The sequence below is a fragment of the uncultured Lawsonella sp. genome (assembly GCF_947252745.1).
Lineage (GTDB): Bacteria > Actinomycetota > Actinomycetes > Mycobacteriales > Mycobacteriaceae > Lawsonella.
On sequence record NZ_CAMXWW010000015.1, the window covers coordinates 1 to 17,796 of the forward strand.

Genomic DNA, 17,796 nt, shown 5'->3' on the forward strand with positions numbered 1-17,796 from the left:
AGATGTGTATAAGAGACAGGGGTGTGGGAGAGTAGGTCGCTGCCGAACTTAACTTCGACTACGGGGAGTCTCGCAGAGACTCCCCGTAGTTTTTTATATGGGCTTAAAATATAGCCACACACGGTTTCTTCACCAAGGATGAGCAATGGCAGAGAACAACAGTAACCAGGGACGCCGCCGCGATAATCGCTCTGGAACGAATTCCTCTGGGCGCTCATACAAGGGGCGGCCCACCAACCGGTTCAACAGCAGACGCTCTGACCGTCCTGGTGGCTCCTCTAACGACCGTGCCAGTCGCTCCAATGATCGATACCGTACGCCCCGTGACGAAAACCGCTACAGCAAACGCAACGGACACGGCGAGCAACGCACTAATCGGCGTTTTGACGATAAACGACAACAGGATCGACGCGGTGGGAACCGTGGTCCCCGTGAAAACCGTGAGTACAACTCGCGCAGTTCGCATGCACCTCGCGGGGGAAAGGACCGCGACCGCAGTACCCACGCGGGTTCCCACAACCGGCCAGCGAAAGGCCCGCAGATTCCCGAATGGGCCGACCCGAGTGCACTCCCCGGTGATATTCGCCGTGAATTGCACATGCTCTCCAAGGAGAACGCCGACCGGGTAGCATCCCACATGATCGCGTCCTATGGGCTCATCGATGACGACCCCGAGCAAGCCCTCGCCCACGCCTATGCTGCCCGCGACCACGCTGGCCGCATTGCCGTCGTACGGGAACACGCCGGCATTATCGCCTACCTCACCGGGCATTGGCAGGAGGCTCTTGGAGAGCTCCGCACAGCCCGCCGAATCGGCGGCGGCCCTGGCCTGCTGAGCGTCATGGCAGACTGTGAGCGTGGTCTCGGACGTCCCGAACGCGCAATCGACATGCTCAACAGTGAGTACGCTGCCTACCTCGACGCAGATGGACGAGCCGAACTTCTCATCGTCGTGGCAGGTGCCCGGGCAGATCTAGGACAGCACGATGCTGCCGTGGTAGTCCTCGAGCAAGGTAATCTTGATCCCACCCAAACGGGCGAAACCGCGGCACGCTATTTCTACGCATACGCCGATGCACTTTTGGCTGCAGGACGCTGCGACGATGCTATCGTGTGGTTCCGAAACGCAGCCTCAATTGATGAGGAAGCCGTAACTGACGCGATGCAGCGCCTCGAGGAACTAGAGAGCTAGGATCGATTCTTTGTGACAACGTCCAACTACGACTGCTATCTCGTTGATCTGGACGGCACTGCGAACGTTGGCGACCTCCCCATTCCCCACGCCGTCACCGCACTTAATGCACTAGGGGATCGCATCGTCTTTGTGACCAACAATGCCTCCCGTTCCCCTGAAACAGTGGCACAACGTCTCACTCGCATCGGATATCACACCGACCCTGACCATATCCTCACAAGTGCACAGCTCGCTTGCCAATTGCTCCGCGAAGAGCTCACTCCCGGTACGGAAGTTCTCGTTCTGGGAGCTCCCTACCTCGAAGAACTCATTCGTCAATCCGGATTTGTGACAGTGCGAGACGAAACTCCAGCCACCCGAGCTGTCGTACAAGGACACTGTGATGACACCGGCTGGCGAGATCTTTCCGCCGCAGCACGTGCTATTCGACAAGGGGCACGCTACTTTGCAACAAACCGCGACACGAGTCTCCCCAGCGAACGTGGCTTGAATGTAGGCAACGGTGCAATGGTGGGAGCTGTCGAGATTTCTACCGGAGTACATGCCACCACCGCGGGGAAACCATCCGCTAGAAGTATGCAACAGGCTGCTCACCTCGTTGGAGGACAGCACGCTCTTGTTATTGGCGATCGCCTGGACACCGACATTGAAGGTGGAATCAACGCAGGATACGACACTCTTTGCGTCCTTACCGGCGTCATCACCATCCTCGATATCTGTAACGCAGCACCGTCGCAGCGCCCCACCTTCGTCCTCCCCAATCTCAGCTTCATCGAAGAGATTCTGGCAGAGGATACCTGTCTGCGTCTCGACACCATGCCTACGTCATATGCCTCCTCCCTTGTTGAACTGGAGATTGATACGCAGGGGAGAGCCACTGTGCACTTTCCTGACCATACGGCGACATCGCGAGAGAAGCTCGCCGCTCTCATTCACCAGGCATGGCACAATAACCACTATGTACGCACCATCGATGGTGCGACCGAGGACGATACAAAGGAGATCCACACATGGCCGAATCTGTGACTCCGCCGACCCCCGCAACAGTGGCGGCCCATGTACATGGTTTCTCTGGAGTGACCCCGGATACGGTCCGTCATGAAGTAGCGGACTATCTCTCCGCTAGTGTTGATAACGCTGACGACACCACAAGTGTTGTAGGACTTTTCGGAGCTGCACACGATGTGCTGACGAACGCTCTCGATGCCGTCGAAGACGAATTGGACTAGTCTCGAGTTCTCAAGGAAGGAAAGTACATGGCGCCTCGTCTCCGCGCCGACGCAGAGTTAGTGCGCCGCAAACTTGCCCGTTCCCGCGAGCACGCCGCAGAGTTGATCAAGACAGGCCGAGTGACCTGCAACGGTATGCCCGTGAAAAAACCCGCTAGTATCATCGACCCGAATGCGGCCCTCGTCGTCGAAGAGTTAGAAGAATACAAATGGGCCAGTCGTGGAGCACATAAATTACTTGGTGCACTCGACGCATTCGGGCCACAAGGCTTAACGGTAGCGGGGAAACGCTGCCTTGATGCGGGCGCCTCAACCGGCGGATTCACCGACGTACTGCTGGCACACGATGCCGCCCATGTGATTGGGGTTGATGTTGGGTACGGACAAATGGTGTGGAGGCTCCAAAGCGATCCACGGGTCACAGTGCTCGACCGTACCAACGTCCGCTCAATTAACGCAGACACTCTCGGGGGACCAGTAGACCTCGTCGTGTCGGACCTCTCCTTTATCTCCCTTACACTGGTCCTGGAGGCCTTATTGGCTTGCTGCACCCAGGACGCACAGATGATGCTGATGGTAAAACCACAGTTCGAGGTCGGCAAGCACAACGTCGGGGCAGGGGGAGTAGTGCGCGACCCTGCACAGCGCCGTGCTGCAATATGCCAAGTCGCGCAGAAAGCTCTCGAGCTTGGAATGGGTATTCGGGACATTGCAGCGTCTCCACTTCCAGGACCATCGGGGAACGTCGAATATTTCCTCTGGATTGACGCCCACCCTTCCTCAGCTGCTTGGATTGAGCCCGGTAAAGAGCCTGATCAGCCGCAGGGAGAGGCGCTATTGTGTATCCTGGGTACGAATGAGAAAGCACTATCCGAGTTAGCTGCTCTCGCAGCTAGTGCAGTAGAAAAGGGACCCCAGTAATGTCGGAGTCACAGCCCCCTGCGCGCAGCCATGAGGGTTTTGTCCCCAACCGTGTGCTCATTGTCGGATACTCCTATGACGCCCCCCAGATTGCCACTGAGGTTGCTGACTATTTGCGTAGCAAAGGTATTAGCAGCAGCATTCTTGACAAAGACCCCTGGAATGAACCACCGGGTGCTTACTCGGCATCCATTATTGATGGGGCACGCACTATTGCCGCCTCAAGCGACCTCATCATTGTGCTGGGAGGCGACGGAAGCTTCTTGCGCGGTACTGACTTGGCGCATGGAGCGGACATTCCCCTGATCGGTATCAATATGGGGCACGTTGGCTTCCTAGCAGAGCTGGAAGCAGACCATATTTGGGATGCTCTCGACCGGCTCGTTGAGGGAGACTTCACCATCGAAGACCGGATGACCATTGACGTAGATGTTATTTCCGGTGATCGAGTGCGTACAGGAAGCTGGGCAATCAACGAACTCAGCCTTGAAAAGGCAAGTCACCGAGGCATTCTCGAAGCTACCTTGGCTATCGATAATCGACCGGTATCGAGCTATGCCTGCGATGGAATGTTCGTGTCCACTCCCACCGGCTCCACCGCCTACGCATTCTCCGCGGGGGCCCCAGTAGTGTGGCCCCAGATGGAAGCAATGCTCGTTATGCCGAATAACGCACATGGGCTCTTCACCCGTCCCCTCGTTGTCTCTCCCGAGTCCCTAGTGACTATTGATGTCAATTGTGGCCGCGGTCTAGCAATGGCCTATCTCGACGGCTACCGCGGAATTCGAGTGGAAAATGGGGAACGGATTCTCGCCCGCAAAGGATCCCGCCCAGTTCGTATGATTCGCCTCGACACCAGCCCATTTGCGGACAAACTAGTGCGGAAATTCCATCTACCGGTAAAGGGATGGCGCGACGTTTTACGCCACACAGCTCCCCACAAAAATGATCCCATCGGTTAACCTAGCGTTGTGTTAAGCGAACTACGGATCACCAACCTCGGCGTCATCGCGGAGACCGACGTCGAGCTCCATAATGGCCTCACCGTTATCACTGGTGAAACTGGTGCGGGTAAGACAATGCTCCTCTCCTCCCTGCAACTTCTCACCGGACAGCGTGCCGATTCCTCAAAGGTGCGGCACACTGCCCCCGAGGAGACTAGTGAGGCGCGCGTGGAGGGCCGTTTCGAGACTGCAGCTCTTCCGGAAGGGGTAGCTGACCGTACACGCAGTGTGCTCACGGAATGCGGCGCGCAAGCAGATGATGATGGATCCGTCATTGCGTTGCGCACCGTGCGCTCTGATGGTCGCTCCCGCGCACACCTCGGGGGACGTAGCGTGCCGGCCGGTACCCTGGCGAGTTTTGCACAGCCCCTCCTTGCTATTCATGGTCAACATGACCAGCTGCGGCTACTGAATTCAAGCCAACAACGGGAGGCTCTCGACCGTTTTGGGGGAGACGAGGTTCGTGACCTGCTCTCGGCGTATCGCAGCGTTATGCACCAATGGCGTGAACGCAGTCGTGAGTTACACGAACGACAAACACAAGGACAGCAGCGTGCGCGCGAGTTCGCGCAGCTGACAGAGGCTGTTGACGAAATTGAGAAGGCAGCACTCTGCGCCGGAGAAGATTACCACTTGCAAGAGGACATTCGACGGCTGATGGACGCAGATGAGCTGCGAGAAACAGCGAGTGGTGCGAATTATCTCCTCAGCGGAGATGCAGCATTTCTGGCGGTGGCTGACCAACAACCTGGGTCTGGCGTGGACAGCCCGCAGACAGCGATCGACGCAGTCGGCCAGACGCGCGACGCACTGCACAATAGCAGTGATCCGACACTCCAAGACTGGTCTCAACGACTCGATGAGGCACTGTCCATTATTGAGGATGTTTCCTCAGATCTTCATACGTACCTCGAAGAGTTGAACGTCGACCCAGCCGTGTTGGAGGAGAAACTAGCGCGTCAGGCATTGGTGAAGGCGATTGTGCGGAAGTATGGTGTCGACGTCGATGCTGTGCTGCGCTGGAAGAACGAGGCAGAAGCCCGTATTGCTGAACTTGATTCGTCTGAAACGACGCTCGACGAGCTGCGGGATGACGTCACCCGCCTGCACGATGAGATGCGTGATGCATCCCGTGCATTAACCACCGCGCGGAAAAAAGCGGCACGACGTCTGCAGCATTCGGCTACCGCGGTACTCCACACTTTGGCCATGGAGAAAGCGAACTTCAGCATTAGTGTTGCACCCCTTGCCGGTGGTGACGCACATGCTGATAGTGCCCGTAGTTTTTCGGAATCCGGTGCTGATGAGGTGACCTTCCTCCTGGCGGCTAACGCGGGAGCCACCCCGCAGCCCATCGCGAAAGCTGCCTCGGGAGGTGAGCTTTCGCGTGTGATGCTGGCGCTTGAAGTAGTTCTCGCCCAGGACGACTATGGCCGCACACTCATTTTCGACGAGGTCGATAGCGGTATCGGTGGTTCTACGGCGCTAGAGATTGGTCGTTGCCTTTCCCGTCTAGCACGCATCCACCAGGTTCTCGTGGTGACCCATCTTCCGCAGGTTGCTGCGTTCGCCGACCATCACCTGACCGTCACGAAAGATAATTCGGGGACGACAGCAGAGACGACAGTGGCCGACCTCGACGACGAGGCCCGCATTGCCGAGCTAGCACGAATGCTGGCAGGAATGGGAGACACGGAGACGGGTAAAGCGCACGCGAAAGAACTGTGGGCAACCGCATCGAACCTAAAAAGCGCTGATTGGCCGGCCTAAACTCGGCGCGCCTCTCTCCATCGAGGCCCTCATTCCGAAATAATGGCAGGTATGAAGTGGCCTTTTTCCCGTTCCGATAAGCACCCTGATCCTGGCATCGCCGGAATTGCACGCGTCGATAGCTCGGTAGCCCGTGTGCTGCGTCGCGTCGAGCCTGGAGACATCGTCGTCATCAACGAACCGGATCTCACCCAAGCTGCAGCAGAAGACCTTATCGCAGCTGGAGTGGTAGGCGTTATTAATGCTTCCCCGGCACTGTCCCATACCTATCCCACCTATGGAACGCTCGTTCTGCTGCAGGCCGGAGTCGCCGTAGTAGACGAAACCGGAGTGGACATCTTCGACGGTGTCCGCGATGGCAAGACACTGTCGATGGATGCAGGCACCATCTGGGTAAAAGGTGAAGCAGTTGCGCATGGTAATGCCCTGACGCTCCCCGCAGTGTCCCAGCAAATCGAGGATCGCCGGACCCGGGTTAATGACCAGCTGTCCGCATTCGCCGGTAATACTGCAGAATTCTTGACGACGGAATCGCCCCTGCTTCTCGAAGGAATGGGGGTTCCCGAGATTGACTGCGACATGGCGGAACGGAAGGTCGTCATCGTCAGCTACAGCGAGTCAAGTGCGGCCGAACTGGAATCGATCCGCTGGTTCATCAAGAAGAACAAGCCGGTTTTGGTCGGAGTAGGAGCAGGTGCAGAGCTTCTCGTAGATGCCGGCTATAAGCCAGATCTTCTGGTGGGGGACCCTCACACCATGACCAACGAAACGCTGCAGTGCGGTGCTCAGCTTGTCCTCCCAGCTGCCCCTGATGGACACGCCGAAGGTCTGGAACGGGTGCAAGATCAGGGAGTTTCTGCCATTACCTTCCCCGCAGTAGCCGATGCGGAGGAACTCGCACTTCTCTTGGCAGACTACGGCGAAGCGGCCCTCGTCGTGGCGGTTGGTCTCACCATGACACTGCAAGACTTCCTCGACCCGGACTCGATGAGTACCGGTGCGGCGGCCTTCCTCACTCGCCTCAAAGTTGCCCATTGTCTGGTTGATGCCCAAGCCCTCAGTTCGCTTCGCCCCGACCAGTCTGTGAGCTGGTGGGCAGTGCTGCTAGCGCTCCTTAGCGCCGCCTTCGCCGCGCTGGTGGTCTACCTCTATGGGTTCCCCGATACCGCGGGGGCATCCACCATTATCGACAACTGGAATAGCTTCGCGACAACGGTCCAAGGCTGGTTCTAACCACACCACCTCCGCAGAACTCTAAGGGAAGACGCATGATGAAAAAGGGAAACGGAATCGCACTCAGTATCGCTGCGGTGTGCATTGCGCTGGGCGTGGGCATTATTACCGGGGGAACGTTGGTAGCTCCACAAGGCCCCCAACCGAGCACGACCACGCATGTCGCTGAAGAGGCTGTACCAGAGGTTCCTGCACGCGCACTTGCTGGCCGAAAAGTCCTTATTATCGCCACTCCGGCAGCCAACCGTGACACTGTTGCTGCTATCCAAAAGCAGGTGACGGCAGCCGCGGGGCGGGTGACGGGGCTCATCACCCTCACCCCTAAGTTTGCAGCGACGGAAAACGATGCTGAGCTCTCCACTCTTATCACTAACGCGCTGCCCCAAGGGGTTGAGCTTCCCACCGATCGAGATCAGAATTCTGGCCGACTAACTGGATCCATTGTGGGGTCCCTGGCCCACAAACCCGACAACCCGGTAGGGGACGAGGCACGATCCGCGTTCATGGATCGATTTGTTGCCAATGGATTCGTCACCCAGGACAGTTTCTTGGGTGAGGCCAACTCCGCCATCCTTATTTCGGGTGGTTCTGCTAACGGAGCTGCCCCTAACTCTGAGGACGGCGCGCGTGGTGTCACCATTGCGAAAGTTGGGCAAGGCCTGGCGGAGCGCAAAGTGCCCACCGTTGTGGCGGGGGCTGCCGGTTCCGAGCAGGTGAATGGTCCGCTCGCCGCAGCGCGGACGCTCACGGTCAAAGGGCTCGCTACCGTGACCAACGCCAACAAGAAATCTGGCCAGGCTAACATTGTGTTACGAGTTGCTGAGCTCACTAAAGGAATGTGACCGGCATAACTTTTCCATGCTAGTCTGAAATCCCGTAGGAAAAATGTGTTCTCCGAGAGAGGCGCACTCAACATACGGGAGTTCTCGTGCTGAATAGCAAAACCGCCAAACGCGCATGCAAGCACATCATTGTCACCGGCGGCGTCGTCTCGTCCCTCGGAAAAGGTCTGTCCGCCGCTAGCCTGGGGCAACTTCTCATTTCCCGTGGCCTCTCCGTCACCATGCAGAAGCTGGACCCGTACCTCAACGTTGACCCGGGTACCATGAACCCCTTCCAGCACGGTGAAGTCTACGTTACCGAAGACGGTGCAGAAACAGACCTAGATCTCGGACACTACGAACGCTTCCTCAACGTCCCCATGTCGCAGCGAGGAAACATCACCACCGGACGCATCTACACCAACGTCATCGCCAAAGAACGGCGCGGCGGCTACCTCGGTGGCACCGTACAGGTCATTCCACACATCACAGACGCCATCAAAGAAGCCATTCTCGCCATGGAAGAGCCCGACGAGAACGGCGTCGCACCGGATGTTGTCATCTCCGAAATTGGTGGCACCGTTGGTGACATTGAATCCCAGCCGTTCCTCGAAGCAGTGCGCCAGCTGCGCCACGATGTTGGCCGCGAGAACATTTTCTACATGCACTGCGCTCTCGTCCCCTACATCGCCCCCTCGGGCGAACTCAAGACCAAGCCCACCCAACACTCTGTCGCCACTCTGCGCAGCATTGGTATCGTGCCCGACGCGCTCGTACTCCGTGCCGACCGCCCGGTTCCCGATCCGCTCAAAGAGAAGATCGCTCGCATGTGCGACGTTGACGAAGAGGGCGTCATCTCCTGCCCAGATGCCCCGTCAATCTACGACATCCCCAAGGTCATCTATGACGAAGGCCTCGACACCTACGTCATCCGTAAACTAGGACTGCCCTTCCGTGACGTCGATTGGACAGTATGGGGCGACTTGCTCGATCGCGTCCACAACCCCCAGCGTGACGTCACCATCGCCGTCGTCGGCAAATACATCGATCTTCCCGACGCCTACCTCTCCGTTATCGAGGCAGTCCGCGCCGGCGCCTTCGCCGAACACGCAAAAGCCCATATCAAGTGGGTTCCTGCCGATGACTGCGAAGATCCCGCCGCAGCAGCTGCACTCTTCTCCGACGTCGACGGCATTGTCGTCCCCGGAGGGTTCGGGGTGCGCGGCGTCGAAGGCAAGATTGGCACCATCCGCTATGCTCGCGAGCAGAAGATTCCGCTCCTCGGCTTGTGCCTCGGTCTGCAATGTACCGTCCTCGAAGCAGCCCGGGCTGCTGGGATTACCGACGCATCCTCCACCGAGTTCGACCCCAACACCGCCCACCCCGTCATCCATACCATGGCCGATCAGGAAGACATCGTGGCAGGACACGCCGATATGGGCGGCACGATGCGTCTCGGCTCCTACCCAGCGGTACTCACAGACGGCTCAATCGTCGCAGAAGCATACGGTACAACCTCCATTGCGGAGCGGCACCGTCACCGTTTTGAAGTGAACAATGCGTACCGTGACGAAGTCGAAAGCGTTGGTCTGCATATTTCGGGTACCAGCCCAGATGGCACACTGGTGGAGTTCGTCGAATATGACCGTTCGATTCACCCCTTCCTGGTCGCCACCCAAGCACACCCCGAATACAAGTCTCGGCCCACGCAGCCGCATCCGCTATTCCACCAGCTTGTTGTCGAAGCGCTGCGCTATCATCAGGACAAAGAGGGCGTTACCGCAAGTGATAGCCCTGTTTCCCCGGCGGGCGAAACCACCGACATCGCCCCTGACGTAGCGGAGTAACTCGTTTACGCTGACGCTGGTACAGTCCGCAAGGAGGCCACCATGGCTACCGCACCTGGATCGCATGACTTCACTGTCATTGACTCAGAAACCCTCTACGAGGGTGCAATACTGGCGCTTCGTAAAGACCACGTCCGCATGCCGGGCGGTGGTAGCGCCGCGCGTGAAGTAGTGGAGCATTCCGGGGCGGTCGCCGTGGTAGCCCTTAACGACCAGGGGGAGATCCTCCTGGAACGCCAATACCGGCATCCAGTGGCGCGCCGCCTGTGGGAACTTCCCGCCGGCATCCTCGACATTCCCGGAGAAAGCCCACTTGCAGCGGCACAGCGCGAACTCCAGGAAGAGACGGCATACGCTGCTGACCAGTGGTGGGTCATTGCCGACACCATCACTTCACCTGGATTCGCGGATGAGTCTGTTCGGATCTTCCTCGCACGTGGCCTCCACCAGGTAGACAGGCCAACACCTGAACAAGAAGAAGCTGACATGGAGCTGCAGTGGGTACCTCTCCCGCAGGCTGTACAGCGCGTCTTCTCCGGCGACATCATCAACAGCATCGCAGTGGCGGGCATTCTCGGAGTGTCCCAGTGCCTCGTGGCAGGTGGAGAGGAAATTCTGCGGTCTGCCGATGCGGAATGGGATTCGCGGGCTTGGCGTTTCGCACAACGCCGCGATAGCTAACACGCCAGCTGCGTACCCTCACCGACCATGATGGAAGGAGGCGCTCATGGGAGACCTCACCAGCCAGGTAGAGGCATACTTCGACTTTCTTACCGTTGAACGAGCTGCCTCCCACAACACGCTACAGGCCTATCGGCGAGATATTGACCGCTATGCTGCGTTTCTCGCGCTCTATCCCATCACCACCCTGGCAGATGTCACGCAAACCCATGTTGAAGAGTTCCGTGATTCCCTCGTCACCGGAGACAGCCGACTGGGGTATGCACCCCTAGCGACCAGCTCAGCCGCACGCATAATGGTCTCGATTCGAGGTCTCCACAAGTTTGCGCTGCGGGAAGAATTCACCGGCACCAACCCGGCAGCCATGGTGGCGCCCCCAAAACCCCCGCAGCGTCTCCCGAAAGCATTGCCGGTCGACACGATCCTCCGGCTCCTCGAAGGCGCAGGAGATGGATCGTCGCCGGATCCAGTGCGAGCACTACGCGACCGTGCACTGCTCGAGCTACTGTACACCACGGGAGCTCGCATCTCCGAGGTTACTGGCCTCGACATCGGTGATCTGGATGTCGACAACGCGGCCGTCTTGCTTCACGGAAAAGGCGATAAAGAACGTATTGTGCCAGTCGGTGGCCCTGCCCTGCATGCCTACCAGGAATATATGGTGCGCTCTCGTCCGGCGCTGTCCCGCGGGAAAACCCATGCCGTCTTCTTGAATCTGCGGGGCGGCCGGATGAGCCGCCAAAGTGCCTGGCAGATTATTCAGGAGGCAGCAAAGCGAGCCCAGATCACCGACGATGTGTCGCCACACACCTTACGCCACTCCTTCGCCACCCACATGCTCGAAGGCGGCGCAGATGTGCGCGTGGTGCAGGAATTGTTAGGGCACTCTTCGGTAACCACCACACAGATCTATACGATGGTGACAGCGGAATCTTTACGAGAGGTTTGGGCAGAGGCCCATCCGCGAGCACGGTAGGCTGGTAGGGAAAAGGGAAAGGAGAACTCCACCATGGCAGTTCGGTCGCAGGAGCCTGAGAAGGGCAGTGCCGACGACGGCGCGACGAGCGGGTCCGAGAAAATGGGCCCCACCGGGCGACCACTTCGCACCATCCCCACCCCGCAGCCAAAGACAAAGCACGGCCCAGCCGTAGTGCTCTCCATGTGTAACCAAAAAGGGGGAGTCGGCAAAACCACCTCCTCCATTAACTTGGGAGCATCACTCGCCGAGGCCGGACGTCGCGTACTGCTCGTCGATCTCGACCCGCAGGGCGCACTCTCGGCAGGCTTAGGCATCCAAAGTTATGACCTGGACACGACGGTCTATAACCTACTGGTGGACAACTCCGTGAGCGTCGATGAGGTTATTGTGCGGACCCGCACCGAAAACCTCGATGTCATCCCCGCCAATATCGACCTTTCTGCCGCGGAGATTCAGCTTGTCTCCGAAGTAGGGCGCGAACAGGCCCTTTACCGGGCGATTTATCCGGTAATGGATCGCTATGACTACATTTTGGTGGACTGCCAGCCCTCCCTCGGACTCCTGACCGTTAATGCACTAGCGTGCTCCGACGGAGTCATCATCCCCATGGAATGCGAATTCTTCTCCATGCGTGGTCTGGCGCTTCTCACCGACACTATGGACAAAGTTCGCTCACGCCTCAATCCCCGGCTGTCCCTCACCGGTATCCTTGTCACCCTCTACGATGGTCGCACCCTGCATGCACGAGACGTCATGGCGCGCCTCATGGAAGCCTTCGGCGATACCGTATTCGAAACCGTCATTACGCGCACAGTCCGGTTCCCGGAAACCTCAGTGGCTGGTGAACCCATCACCACATGGGCATCCTCCTCACCCGGTGCACAGCAATACCGACAGCTTGCTGCGGAAGTTATTGAGCGAATTGAGCGCTAAGCGGTGAGTGACGATGGTTTCCGGCTGCGCCTCAGGAACTTCGAAGGTCCGTTTGATCTGCTCCTGCAGCTGATCCAAGATCGCAAACTCGACATCACCGAGGTAGCACTGCACGAAGTGACAGATGAGTTCATCGCGTACACCCGCAGCCTCAGCGAAGAAAAAGGCCTCGATGCCGTCACCGAATTTCTGGTCGTAGCAGCGACCCTTCTCGACCTCAAAACTGCACGGCTGCTCCCACAAGGCGACATGGTCGACCCCGCCGACCTGGAATTGTTGGAAGCCCGCGATCTGCTCTTCGCCCGACTCTTCCAATACAAGGCCTTCAAAGAAGTCGCCCAGCTCTTCGCCCGCTGGCAGCAGGATGCTCCCCATCGCTATGCCCGCTCCGTCGCCCCCGAAGAACGCTTTCTTCACCTCTTACCACCCGTCTCCCTAGGCATGAACGCTACCGAGTTCTCGCTGCTGGCAGCCGTCGCCTTCCGCCCCAAACCCGTGCCTAGCGTAAGTACCACACATGTGCACATCCCTGTCGTCTCGGTGGAACATGAAGCTCGGCTCGTGCTGCGCGTCCTCTCCCAACTCCAGCTGGGAGACCGCATGGAGTTCCGCCAGCTAGTGGCCGACTGTTCGCAAAGCATGACAGTCGTGGGTCGTTTCCTCAGCCTGCTCGAGCTCTACCGGCTCAAAGCAGTCGACTTCGAGCAGGAAGAGCCACTCGGAGATCTTTACGTCGGGTGGACAGGAAAAACCTTTGACGAGGACACCCTCAATAAGGCAATGGGGGAGTAGGAGAGAAGCAGTGACGACAACGGATAACCACGACCACCCTAGCGATGCAGCACACCCGAGTGTACGAGGTGCCATCGAAGCGGTAGTGCTTGTTGTTGATAGCCCCATCAGTGCCGACGATCTGGCCGAAGTGGTGGACAGCGATGTAGACACCGTCACCCGCATCCTCCAGCAGTGGGCGGACGAACTCACTGCGGCGCAGAGTGGTATCGATCTGCGGGAAATACCGGAAGGGTGGCGGCTCTACACCCGCGCGGACTACGCCCCCTACGTAGAAAAAGTGCTTCTCGAGGGAACGCGGGGGACGCTCTCCCGGCAAGCGCTGGAAACCCTCGCCGTGGTCGCCTACCGACAGCCCGTCACCCGCTCACAGGTCTCAGCAGTACGCGGCGTAAACGTTGACGGAGTGATGCGCACGCTCCAAGCGCGTGGACTCATCGTCGACAATGGGCAGGACCCCGAAACCGGCGGAATGCTCTTCTGTACCACCTCACTCTTCCTCGAAGAACTCGGGCTCACCGATCTTTCCGCCCTTCCAGACCTAGCACCACTACTGCCGGCAGTAGAACGCATTGATGAAATCGACAAGGAAGTACGTCAGACTGTTGAAGCCCGCCGGGCTAAAACTGCCTCGCCCAAGAGAGACCCCGCCGACCCAGATGATCCTGTGGAAAGCGCAGAGCCGGGGCAGATCCATGCGTCTATTACCGCGCAGTGACGCCACCAACCCGCTCCCACATCTCGAATAATTCGAGTCAGCAGTCCGTTCTATGACAAAATAGGGAGGACACTAGCGCTGCATCAACAATGGCAGAGGCTAGATCGACTCATTGAGAAAAGAGAACATTGTGAACCGACCCGCTCGCCGTGATGGCACACCGGCAAGGAAGAACCGCCAGGGAACCTCTGGCGGTGCCGCTAAAAAGTCTTCTCAACCCACTCACACTTCTCGTCGTGTACAGCAGAATCGCACTTCCGCATCCGGAAAATCTCGTTCGACCGGAACTACTACTCGACAACGAGGCAACAAGAACTCATTACCTCGGACATCCTCTGCTCGACCAAGCCGCCACCAGATGGTGACTCCAGACAACCCAGTCAAAGTACTGGATCCGTCACCACGCTTCCCCCAGGAGATTCGCCTACAGAAATACCTGGCGCAGGCCGGGGTGGCGTCACGCCGCGTCTCGGAAGAGCTCATTGCCGCCGGCCGTGTACAGGCGAACGGCGAGGTTGTACGGCAGCAAGGAGTCAAAGTTAATCCTGCTAACGCGATCGTCCACGTTGACGGGGAACGCGTCATCGCCCGCGAAGAACACGTTTATCTGGTGTTGAACAAACCACGCGGGTACCTCTCCACTATGGCCGATGACCAGGGTCGCGCGTGTGTGGGAGACATCGTCGCGGAGCGCGTCAACGCTGGCCAGCGGCTCTTTCATGTGGGAAGGTTGGATCAAGACACGGAAGGCTTGCTCCTGCTGACGAATGACGGGGAACTAGCTCACCGGTTGATGCATCCCTCCTACGAGGTACCCAAAACCTACCTCGCCACAGTGCGAGGTGTTATGGGCCAACGCGACGCCCGCAAACTACGGCAGGGGATCGTCCTCGACGATGGTCCCATTGCTGCCGATGAGTTACAGATCATGGATACCCTCGATGGAAAGACGCTGCTCCGCGTCGTCGTTCATGAAGGACGCAATCGGATCGTACGCCGTATGCTCGCTGAAATCGGATTCCCCGTTATCGAGCTAGTGCGGACGAGGTTGGGTGGAGTGACCCTGGGGAATCAACGCTCAGGGTCACTCCGCAAACTTTCCAATAAAGAAGTCGCATCACTCTATGAGGCGGTTCACCTATGACTCTCTACATTGCTGTTGACGGCCCCAGCGGCGCCGGGAAATCCACAGTGTGCCGCGCAGTTGCCCGCGAGTTGGGAATGGCTTACCTCGATACGGGCGCTATGTACCGCATCATTACCCTTGCAGCTCTTCGGGCTGGTCTCACCCCAGATCAATCATCAGCGATTGTCGGCCTTCTCGACTCCATTGATATTTCGGTGTCGGCAGACCCAGAAGCAACACGTTTCTACCTCAATGGGGAGGACGTGACGGCAGAGATTCGAGAAGGTGAAGTAACGGCGCAAGTGTCCGCCGTTTCCGCTATTCCAGAAGTCCGGGACAGACTCGTCGAGCTGCAACGTGAGCTTGCTCGCACCGGCAATGGTGCGATCGTCGATGGCCGGGACATAGGAACAGTCGTGTTGCCGGATGCGCCGCTCAAAATCTTCCTCACCGCTTCGCCGGAGGAACGCGCGCGTCGTCGCGTAGAGCAGGATCGTGCCGAAGGACGCGAGGCACACTTCGATGATGTTCTCGCATCTGTTATTGCCCGTGACAGAGCCGACTCGACCCGTTTAGTCTCGCCCCTGCGCCAAGCTGAGGACGCTATTGTCGTGGACTCCACAGGGAATGAATTTTCGCAGACAGTGGCTATCATTGCCCATCTTGCCCGCGAGGTACAGCCCCCCCGGCCGCGCACTGCCATTGACACAGAGGAGGCAACGACGGTGGATTACACAGAGGAGCTAGACGAGACTGACGATGCGTCATGGGATGGCAGCAATGACGCTTTATCATCGCAACACTACGATGGTGACCTCGACGAATACGATGACTCCAATGAAGAAGCCTGGGAGCGTCTCGCAGCGGAATACCTGGCTGAGGACGAAGAAAGCCGCGGTTATGACGAGGAACTTCTTCCTGTCGTTGCGGTCGTGGGTCGTCCGAACGTGGGAAAGTCGACACTCGTCAACCGCTTCATTGGCCGGCGGGAAGCTATAGTTGAAGACTTCCCAGGAGTCACACGCGACCGCAACTCCTACGAGGCGCTCTGGAACGGACGCCGCTTCATGGTGACTGACACCGGTGGTTGGGAACCTGACGCCAAAGGTATGCACAAAGAGATCGCGAAACAAGCAGAGATTGCGATGAAGACGGCAGATGTTATCGTGCTCGTCGTCGATGCGACAGTTGGTGTCACTATCACTGATGAAATCGTGTCACGGAGTCTTTTACGAGCTGACATTCCCGTTTTAGTTGCTGCCAATAAATCCGACTCACCCAATGCCGACGGTGACGCTGCTGAATTCTGGTCACTGGGTCTTGGCGAACCACATCCCATCTCCAGCTTGCACGGCCGTGGCGCTGCCGACCTTCTCGACGAGATTGTTGAATTACTCCCGGAGCATCCCCGGCGGGGAGAGACATCTCTATCCGGAGTGCGACGCGTTGCCCTGGTGGGTAAACCGAATGTTGGTAAGAGCTCGCTTCTTAACAAACTCTCTGGGGAAAGCCGTTCGGTTGTCGATAATGCTTCCGGCACGACCGTAGACCCGGTGGACTCGATCGTGGAGTTAGACGGTCGCTTGTGGCACTTCGTTGATACGGCAGGTCTGCGGAAGCGAGTAGGACAGGCGCAAGGGCATGAGTATTACGCTTCGTTGCGAACAAAGGCTGCTATTGAAGCGGCAGAAGTCGTCATTATCCTCATTGATGCCTCCCAGCCCATCACCGAACAGGACCAGCGAGTGGTCAATATGGTGCTCGATGCCGGGCGTGCTGTCATTCTGGCCTACAACAAGTGGGACCTTGTTGATGAGGATCGCCGCTATGAGTTGGAGCGGGAGATCGAACGTGACCTCAAACAGCTGAGCTGGGCTAAACGCGTCAATATCTCTGCCACTACGGGACGCGCATTGCAGAAACTCGTGCCAGCTATTGATGAAGCACTGGAGAGTTGGGATAAGCGCATTTCGACAAGCCAATTGAACCAGTGGCTGAAAGAGGTTGTGGCTGAGACACCGCCGCCTATGCGAGGGGGACGTCTTCCCCGTGTTCTGTTTGCCACGCAGGCTGCCACTCGGCCCCCAACTTTTGCGCTGTTCACTACTCGTTTCTTGGAAGGTGGCTACCGTCGTTTCCTGGAGCGGAAACTGCGGGAGAGTTTTGGTTTTACTGGTTCGCCTATCCGTATCAGCATACGAGTTCGTGAAAAGCGTCGGAAATAGGGGAGTGCGGTTATTTCAAACTCTCTGTGGCAGCTCCAAAAGTTCACATGGAAATAACTGTCTTGCAGGCGATTGGGAAAATTCCCTCTTGTCGTTATAAGGTATAGGAGCTGTCGCAGACAGCGGACGGGCTATGGCGCAGTTTGGTAGCGCACTTGACTGGGGGTCAAGGGGTCGTGGGTTCAAATCCCGCTAGCCCGACCATGCGAACACCGGTCCACGGATGTGGACCGGTGTTCTGTTTTTTGGGAAAATACCGTGGTAATCCTGGGTTAAGGGTCAAAATGTGTGTCTGGCTCGGCGTGTCGCGGGGGTTAGATTT

General features: G+C 58.0%; 16 protein-coding genes and 1 tRNA gene. All 17 read left to right on the top strand.

Annotated elements, in window-relative coordinates:
* Window positions 1-145 precede the first annotated feature (145 nt).
* The 17 genes from Q0X28_RS08350 to Q0X28_RS08430 all read left to right on the top strand — a co-directional run bounded on the left by Q0X28_RS08350 (window position 146) and on the right by Q0X28_RS08430 (window position 17,678).
* The gene (locus Q0X28_RS08350; RefSeq protein ID WP_298577610.1) at window positions 146-1,192 is read left to right on the top strand and encodes a lipopolysaccharide assembly protein LapB; all 1,047 of its coding nucleotides are present in this window, start codon (window positions 146-148) and stop codon (window positions 1,190-1,192) included.
* 12 nt (window positions 1,193-1,204) lie between these two features.
* Window positions 1,205-2,221 carry an HAD-IIA family hydrolase gene (locus Q0X28_RS08355; protein ID WP_296239856.1) on the top strand — a complete coding sequence of 339 codons (1,017 nt, stop codon included), beginning with the start codon at window positions 1,205-1,207 and terminating at the stop codon, window positions 2,219-2,221.
* Window positions 2,206-2,424 carry a hypothetical protein gene (locus Q0X28_RS08360; protein WP_296239857.1) on the top strand — a complete coding sequence of 73 codons (219 nt, stop codon included), beginning with the start codon at window positions 2,206-2,208 and terminating at the stop codon, window positions 2,422-2,424. Before Q0X28_RS08355 ends, Q0X28_RS08360 begins: the two co-directional genes overlap by 16 nt.
* A 27-nt stretch (window positions 2,425-2,451) precedes the next feature.
* Window positions 2,452-3,345: a TlyA family RNA methyltransferase gene (locus tag Q0X28_RS08365; protein ID WP_296239858.1), complete on the top strand. Its 894-nt coding sequence runs from the start codon at window positions 2,452-2,454 to the stop codon at window positions 3,343-3,345.
* Complete coding sequence (locus Q0X28_RS08370; protein ID WP_296239860.1) at window positions 3,345-4,307, top strand: NAD kinase; 963 nt, start codon at window positions 3,345-3,347, stop codon at window positions 4,305-4,307. Before Q0X28_RS08365 ends, Q0X28_RS08370 begins: the two co-directional genes overlap by 1 nt.
* Window positions 4,308-4,316: 9 nt before the next feature.
* Window positions 4,317-6,119, top strand: coding sequence for a DNA repair protein RecN (recN, locus tag Q0X28_RS08375; RefSeq protein WP_298577613.1), 1,803 nt, complete (start codon window positions 4,317-4,319; stop codon window positions 6,117-6,119).
* A 51-nt stretch (window positions 6,120-6,170) separates the two neighbouring features.
* Window positions 6,171-7,352 (top strand): putative cytokinetic ring protein SteA, encoded by a 1,182-nt coding sequence (gene steA, locus Q0X28_RS08380; protein ID WP_296239862.1) that lies wholly within the window; start codon window positions 6,171-6,173, stop codon window positions 7,350-7,352.
* A gap of 35 nt (window positions 7,353-7,387) precedes the next feature.
* A complete protein-coding gene (locus Q0X28_RS08385) occupies window positions 7,388-8,194 on the top strand; it encodes a copper transporter (protein ID WP_296239863.1) in 807 nt (268 codons plus the stop codon).
* An 86-nt stretch (window positions 8,195-8,280) separates the two neighbouring features.
* Window positions 8,281-10,020, top strand: coding sequence for a CTP synthase (locus tag Q0X28_RS08390; protein WP_298577616.1), 1,740 nt, complete (start codon window positions 8,281-8,283; stop codon window positions 10,018-10,020).
* 42 nt (window positions 10,021-10,062) lie between these two features.
* Window positions 10,063-10,701 (top strand): NUDIX hydrolase, encoded by a 639-nt coding sequence (locus Q0X28_RS08395; protein WP_298577618.1) that lies wholly within the window; start codon window positions 10,063-10,065, stop codon window positions 10,699-10,701.
* A 46-nt stretch (window positions 10,702-10,747) separates the two neighbouring features.
* On the top strand, window positions 10,748-11,677 hold the full coding sequence (locus Q0X28_RS08400) for a site-specific tyrosine recombinase XerD (RefSeq protein WP_298577620.1): 930 nt from the start codon (window positions 10,748-10,750) through the stop codon (window positions 11,675-11,677).
* Between the two features lie 102 nt (window positions 11,678-11,779).
* On the top strand, window positions 11,780-12,613 hold the full coding sequence (locus tag Q0X28_RS08405; protein WP_296239872.1) for a ParA family protein: 834 nt from the start codon (window positions 11,780-11,782) through the stop codon (window positions 12,611-12,613).
* Window positions 12,614-12,616: 3 nt separating this feature from the next.
* Complete coding sequence (locus Q0X28_RS08410; RefSeq protein ID WP_298577622.1) at window positions 12,617-13,405, top strand: ScpA family protein; 789 nt, start codon at window positions 12,617-12,619, stop codon at window positions 13,403-13,405.
* Window positions 13,406-13,415: 10 nt separating this feature from the next.
* A complete protein-coding gene (gene scpB / locus Q0X28_RS08415; protein WP_296239870.1) occupies window positions 13,416-14,123 on the top strand; it encodes an SMC-Scp complex subunit ScpB in 708 nt (235 codons plus the stop codon).
* A gap of 130 nt (window positions 14,124-14,253) precedes the next feature.
* Complete coding sequence (locus Q0X28_RS08420) at window positions 14,254-15,267, top strand: pseudouridine synthase (RefSeq protein ID WP_296238419.1); 1,014 nt, start codon at window positions 14,254-14,256, stop codon at window positions 15,265-15,267.
* On the top strand, window positions 15,264-17,474 hold the full coding sequence (der, locus tag Q0X28_RS08425; RefSeq protein ID WP_296238396.1) for a bifunctional cytidylate kinase/GTPase Der: 2,211 nt from the start codon (window positions 15,264-15,266) through the stop codon (window positions 17,472-17,474). The genes Q0X28_RS08420 and der overlap by 4 nt, the downstream gene beginning before the upstream one ends.
* A 127-nt stretch (window positions 17,475-17,601) precedes the next feature.
* Window positions 17,602-17,678: transfer RNA gene (locus Q0X28_RS08430), tRNA-Pro, on the top strand.
* Window positions 17,679-17,796 lie beyond the last annotated feature (118 nt).

Coding starts and splice junctions, on each gene's coding strand:
- Q0X28_RS08350 (WP_298577610.1), top strand. CDS start 146: ATGGCAGAGAACAACAGTAACCAGGGACGCCGCCGCGATAATCGCTCT.
- Q0X28_RS08360 (WP_296239857.1), top strand. CDS start 2,206: ATGGCCGAATCTGTGACTCCGCCGACCCCCGCAACAGTGGCGGCCCAT.
- Q0X28_RS08365 (WP_296239858.1), top strand. CDS start 2,452: ATGGCGCCTCGTCTCCGCGCCGACGCAGAGTTAGTGCGCCGCAAACTT.
- Q0X28_RS08370 (WP_296239860.1), top strand. CDS start 3,345: ATGTCGGAGTCACAGCCCCCTGCGCGCAGCCATGAGGGTTTTGTCCCC.
- steA (WP_296239862.1), top strand. CDS start 6,171: ATGAAGTGGCCTTTTTCCCGTTCCGATAAGCACCCTGATCCTGGCATC.
- Q0X28_RS08385 (WP_296239863.1), top strand. CDS start 7,388: ATGATGAAAAAGGGAAACGGAATCGCACTCAGTATCGCTGCGGTGTGC.
- Q0X28_RS08395 (WP_298577618.1), top strand. CDS start 10,063: ATGGCTACCGCACCTGGATCGCATGACTTCACTGTCATTGACTCAGAA.
- Q0X28_RS08400 (WP_298577620.1), top strand. CDS start 10,748: ATGGGAGACCTCACCAGCCAGGTAGAGGCATACTTCGACTTTCTTACC.
- Q0X28_RS08405 (WP_296239872.1), top strand. CDS start 11,780: ATGGGCCCCACCGGGCGACCACTTCGCACCATCCCCACCCCGCAGCCA.
- der (WP_296238396.1), top strand. CDS start 15,264: ATGACTCTCTACATTGCTGTTGACGGCCCCAGCGGCGCCGGGAAATCC.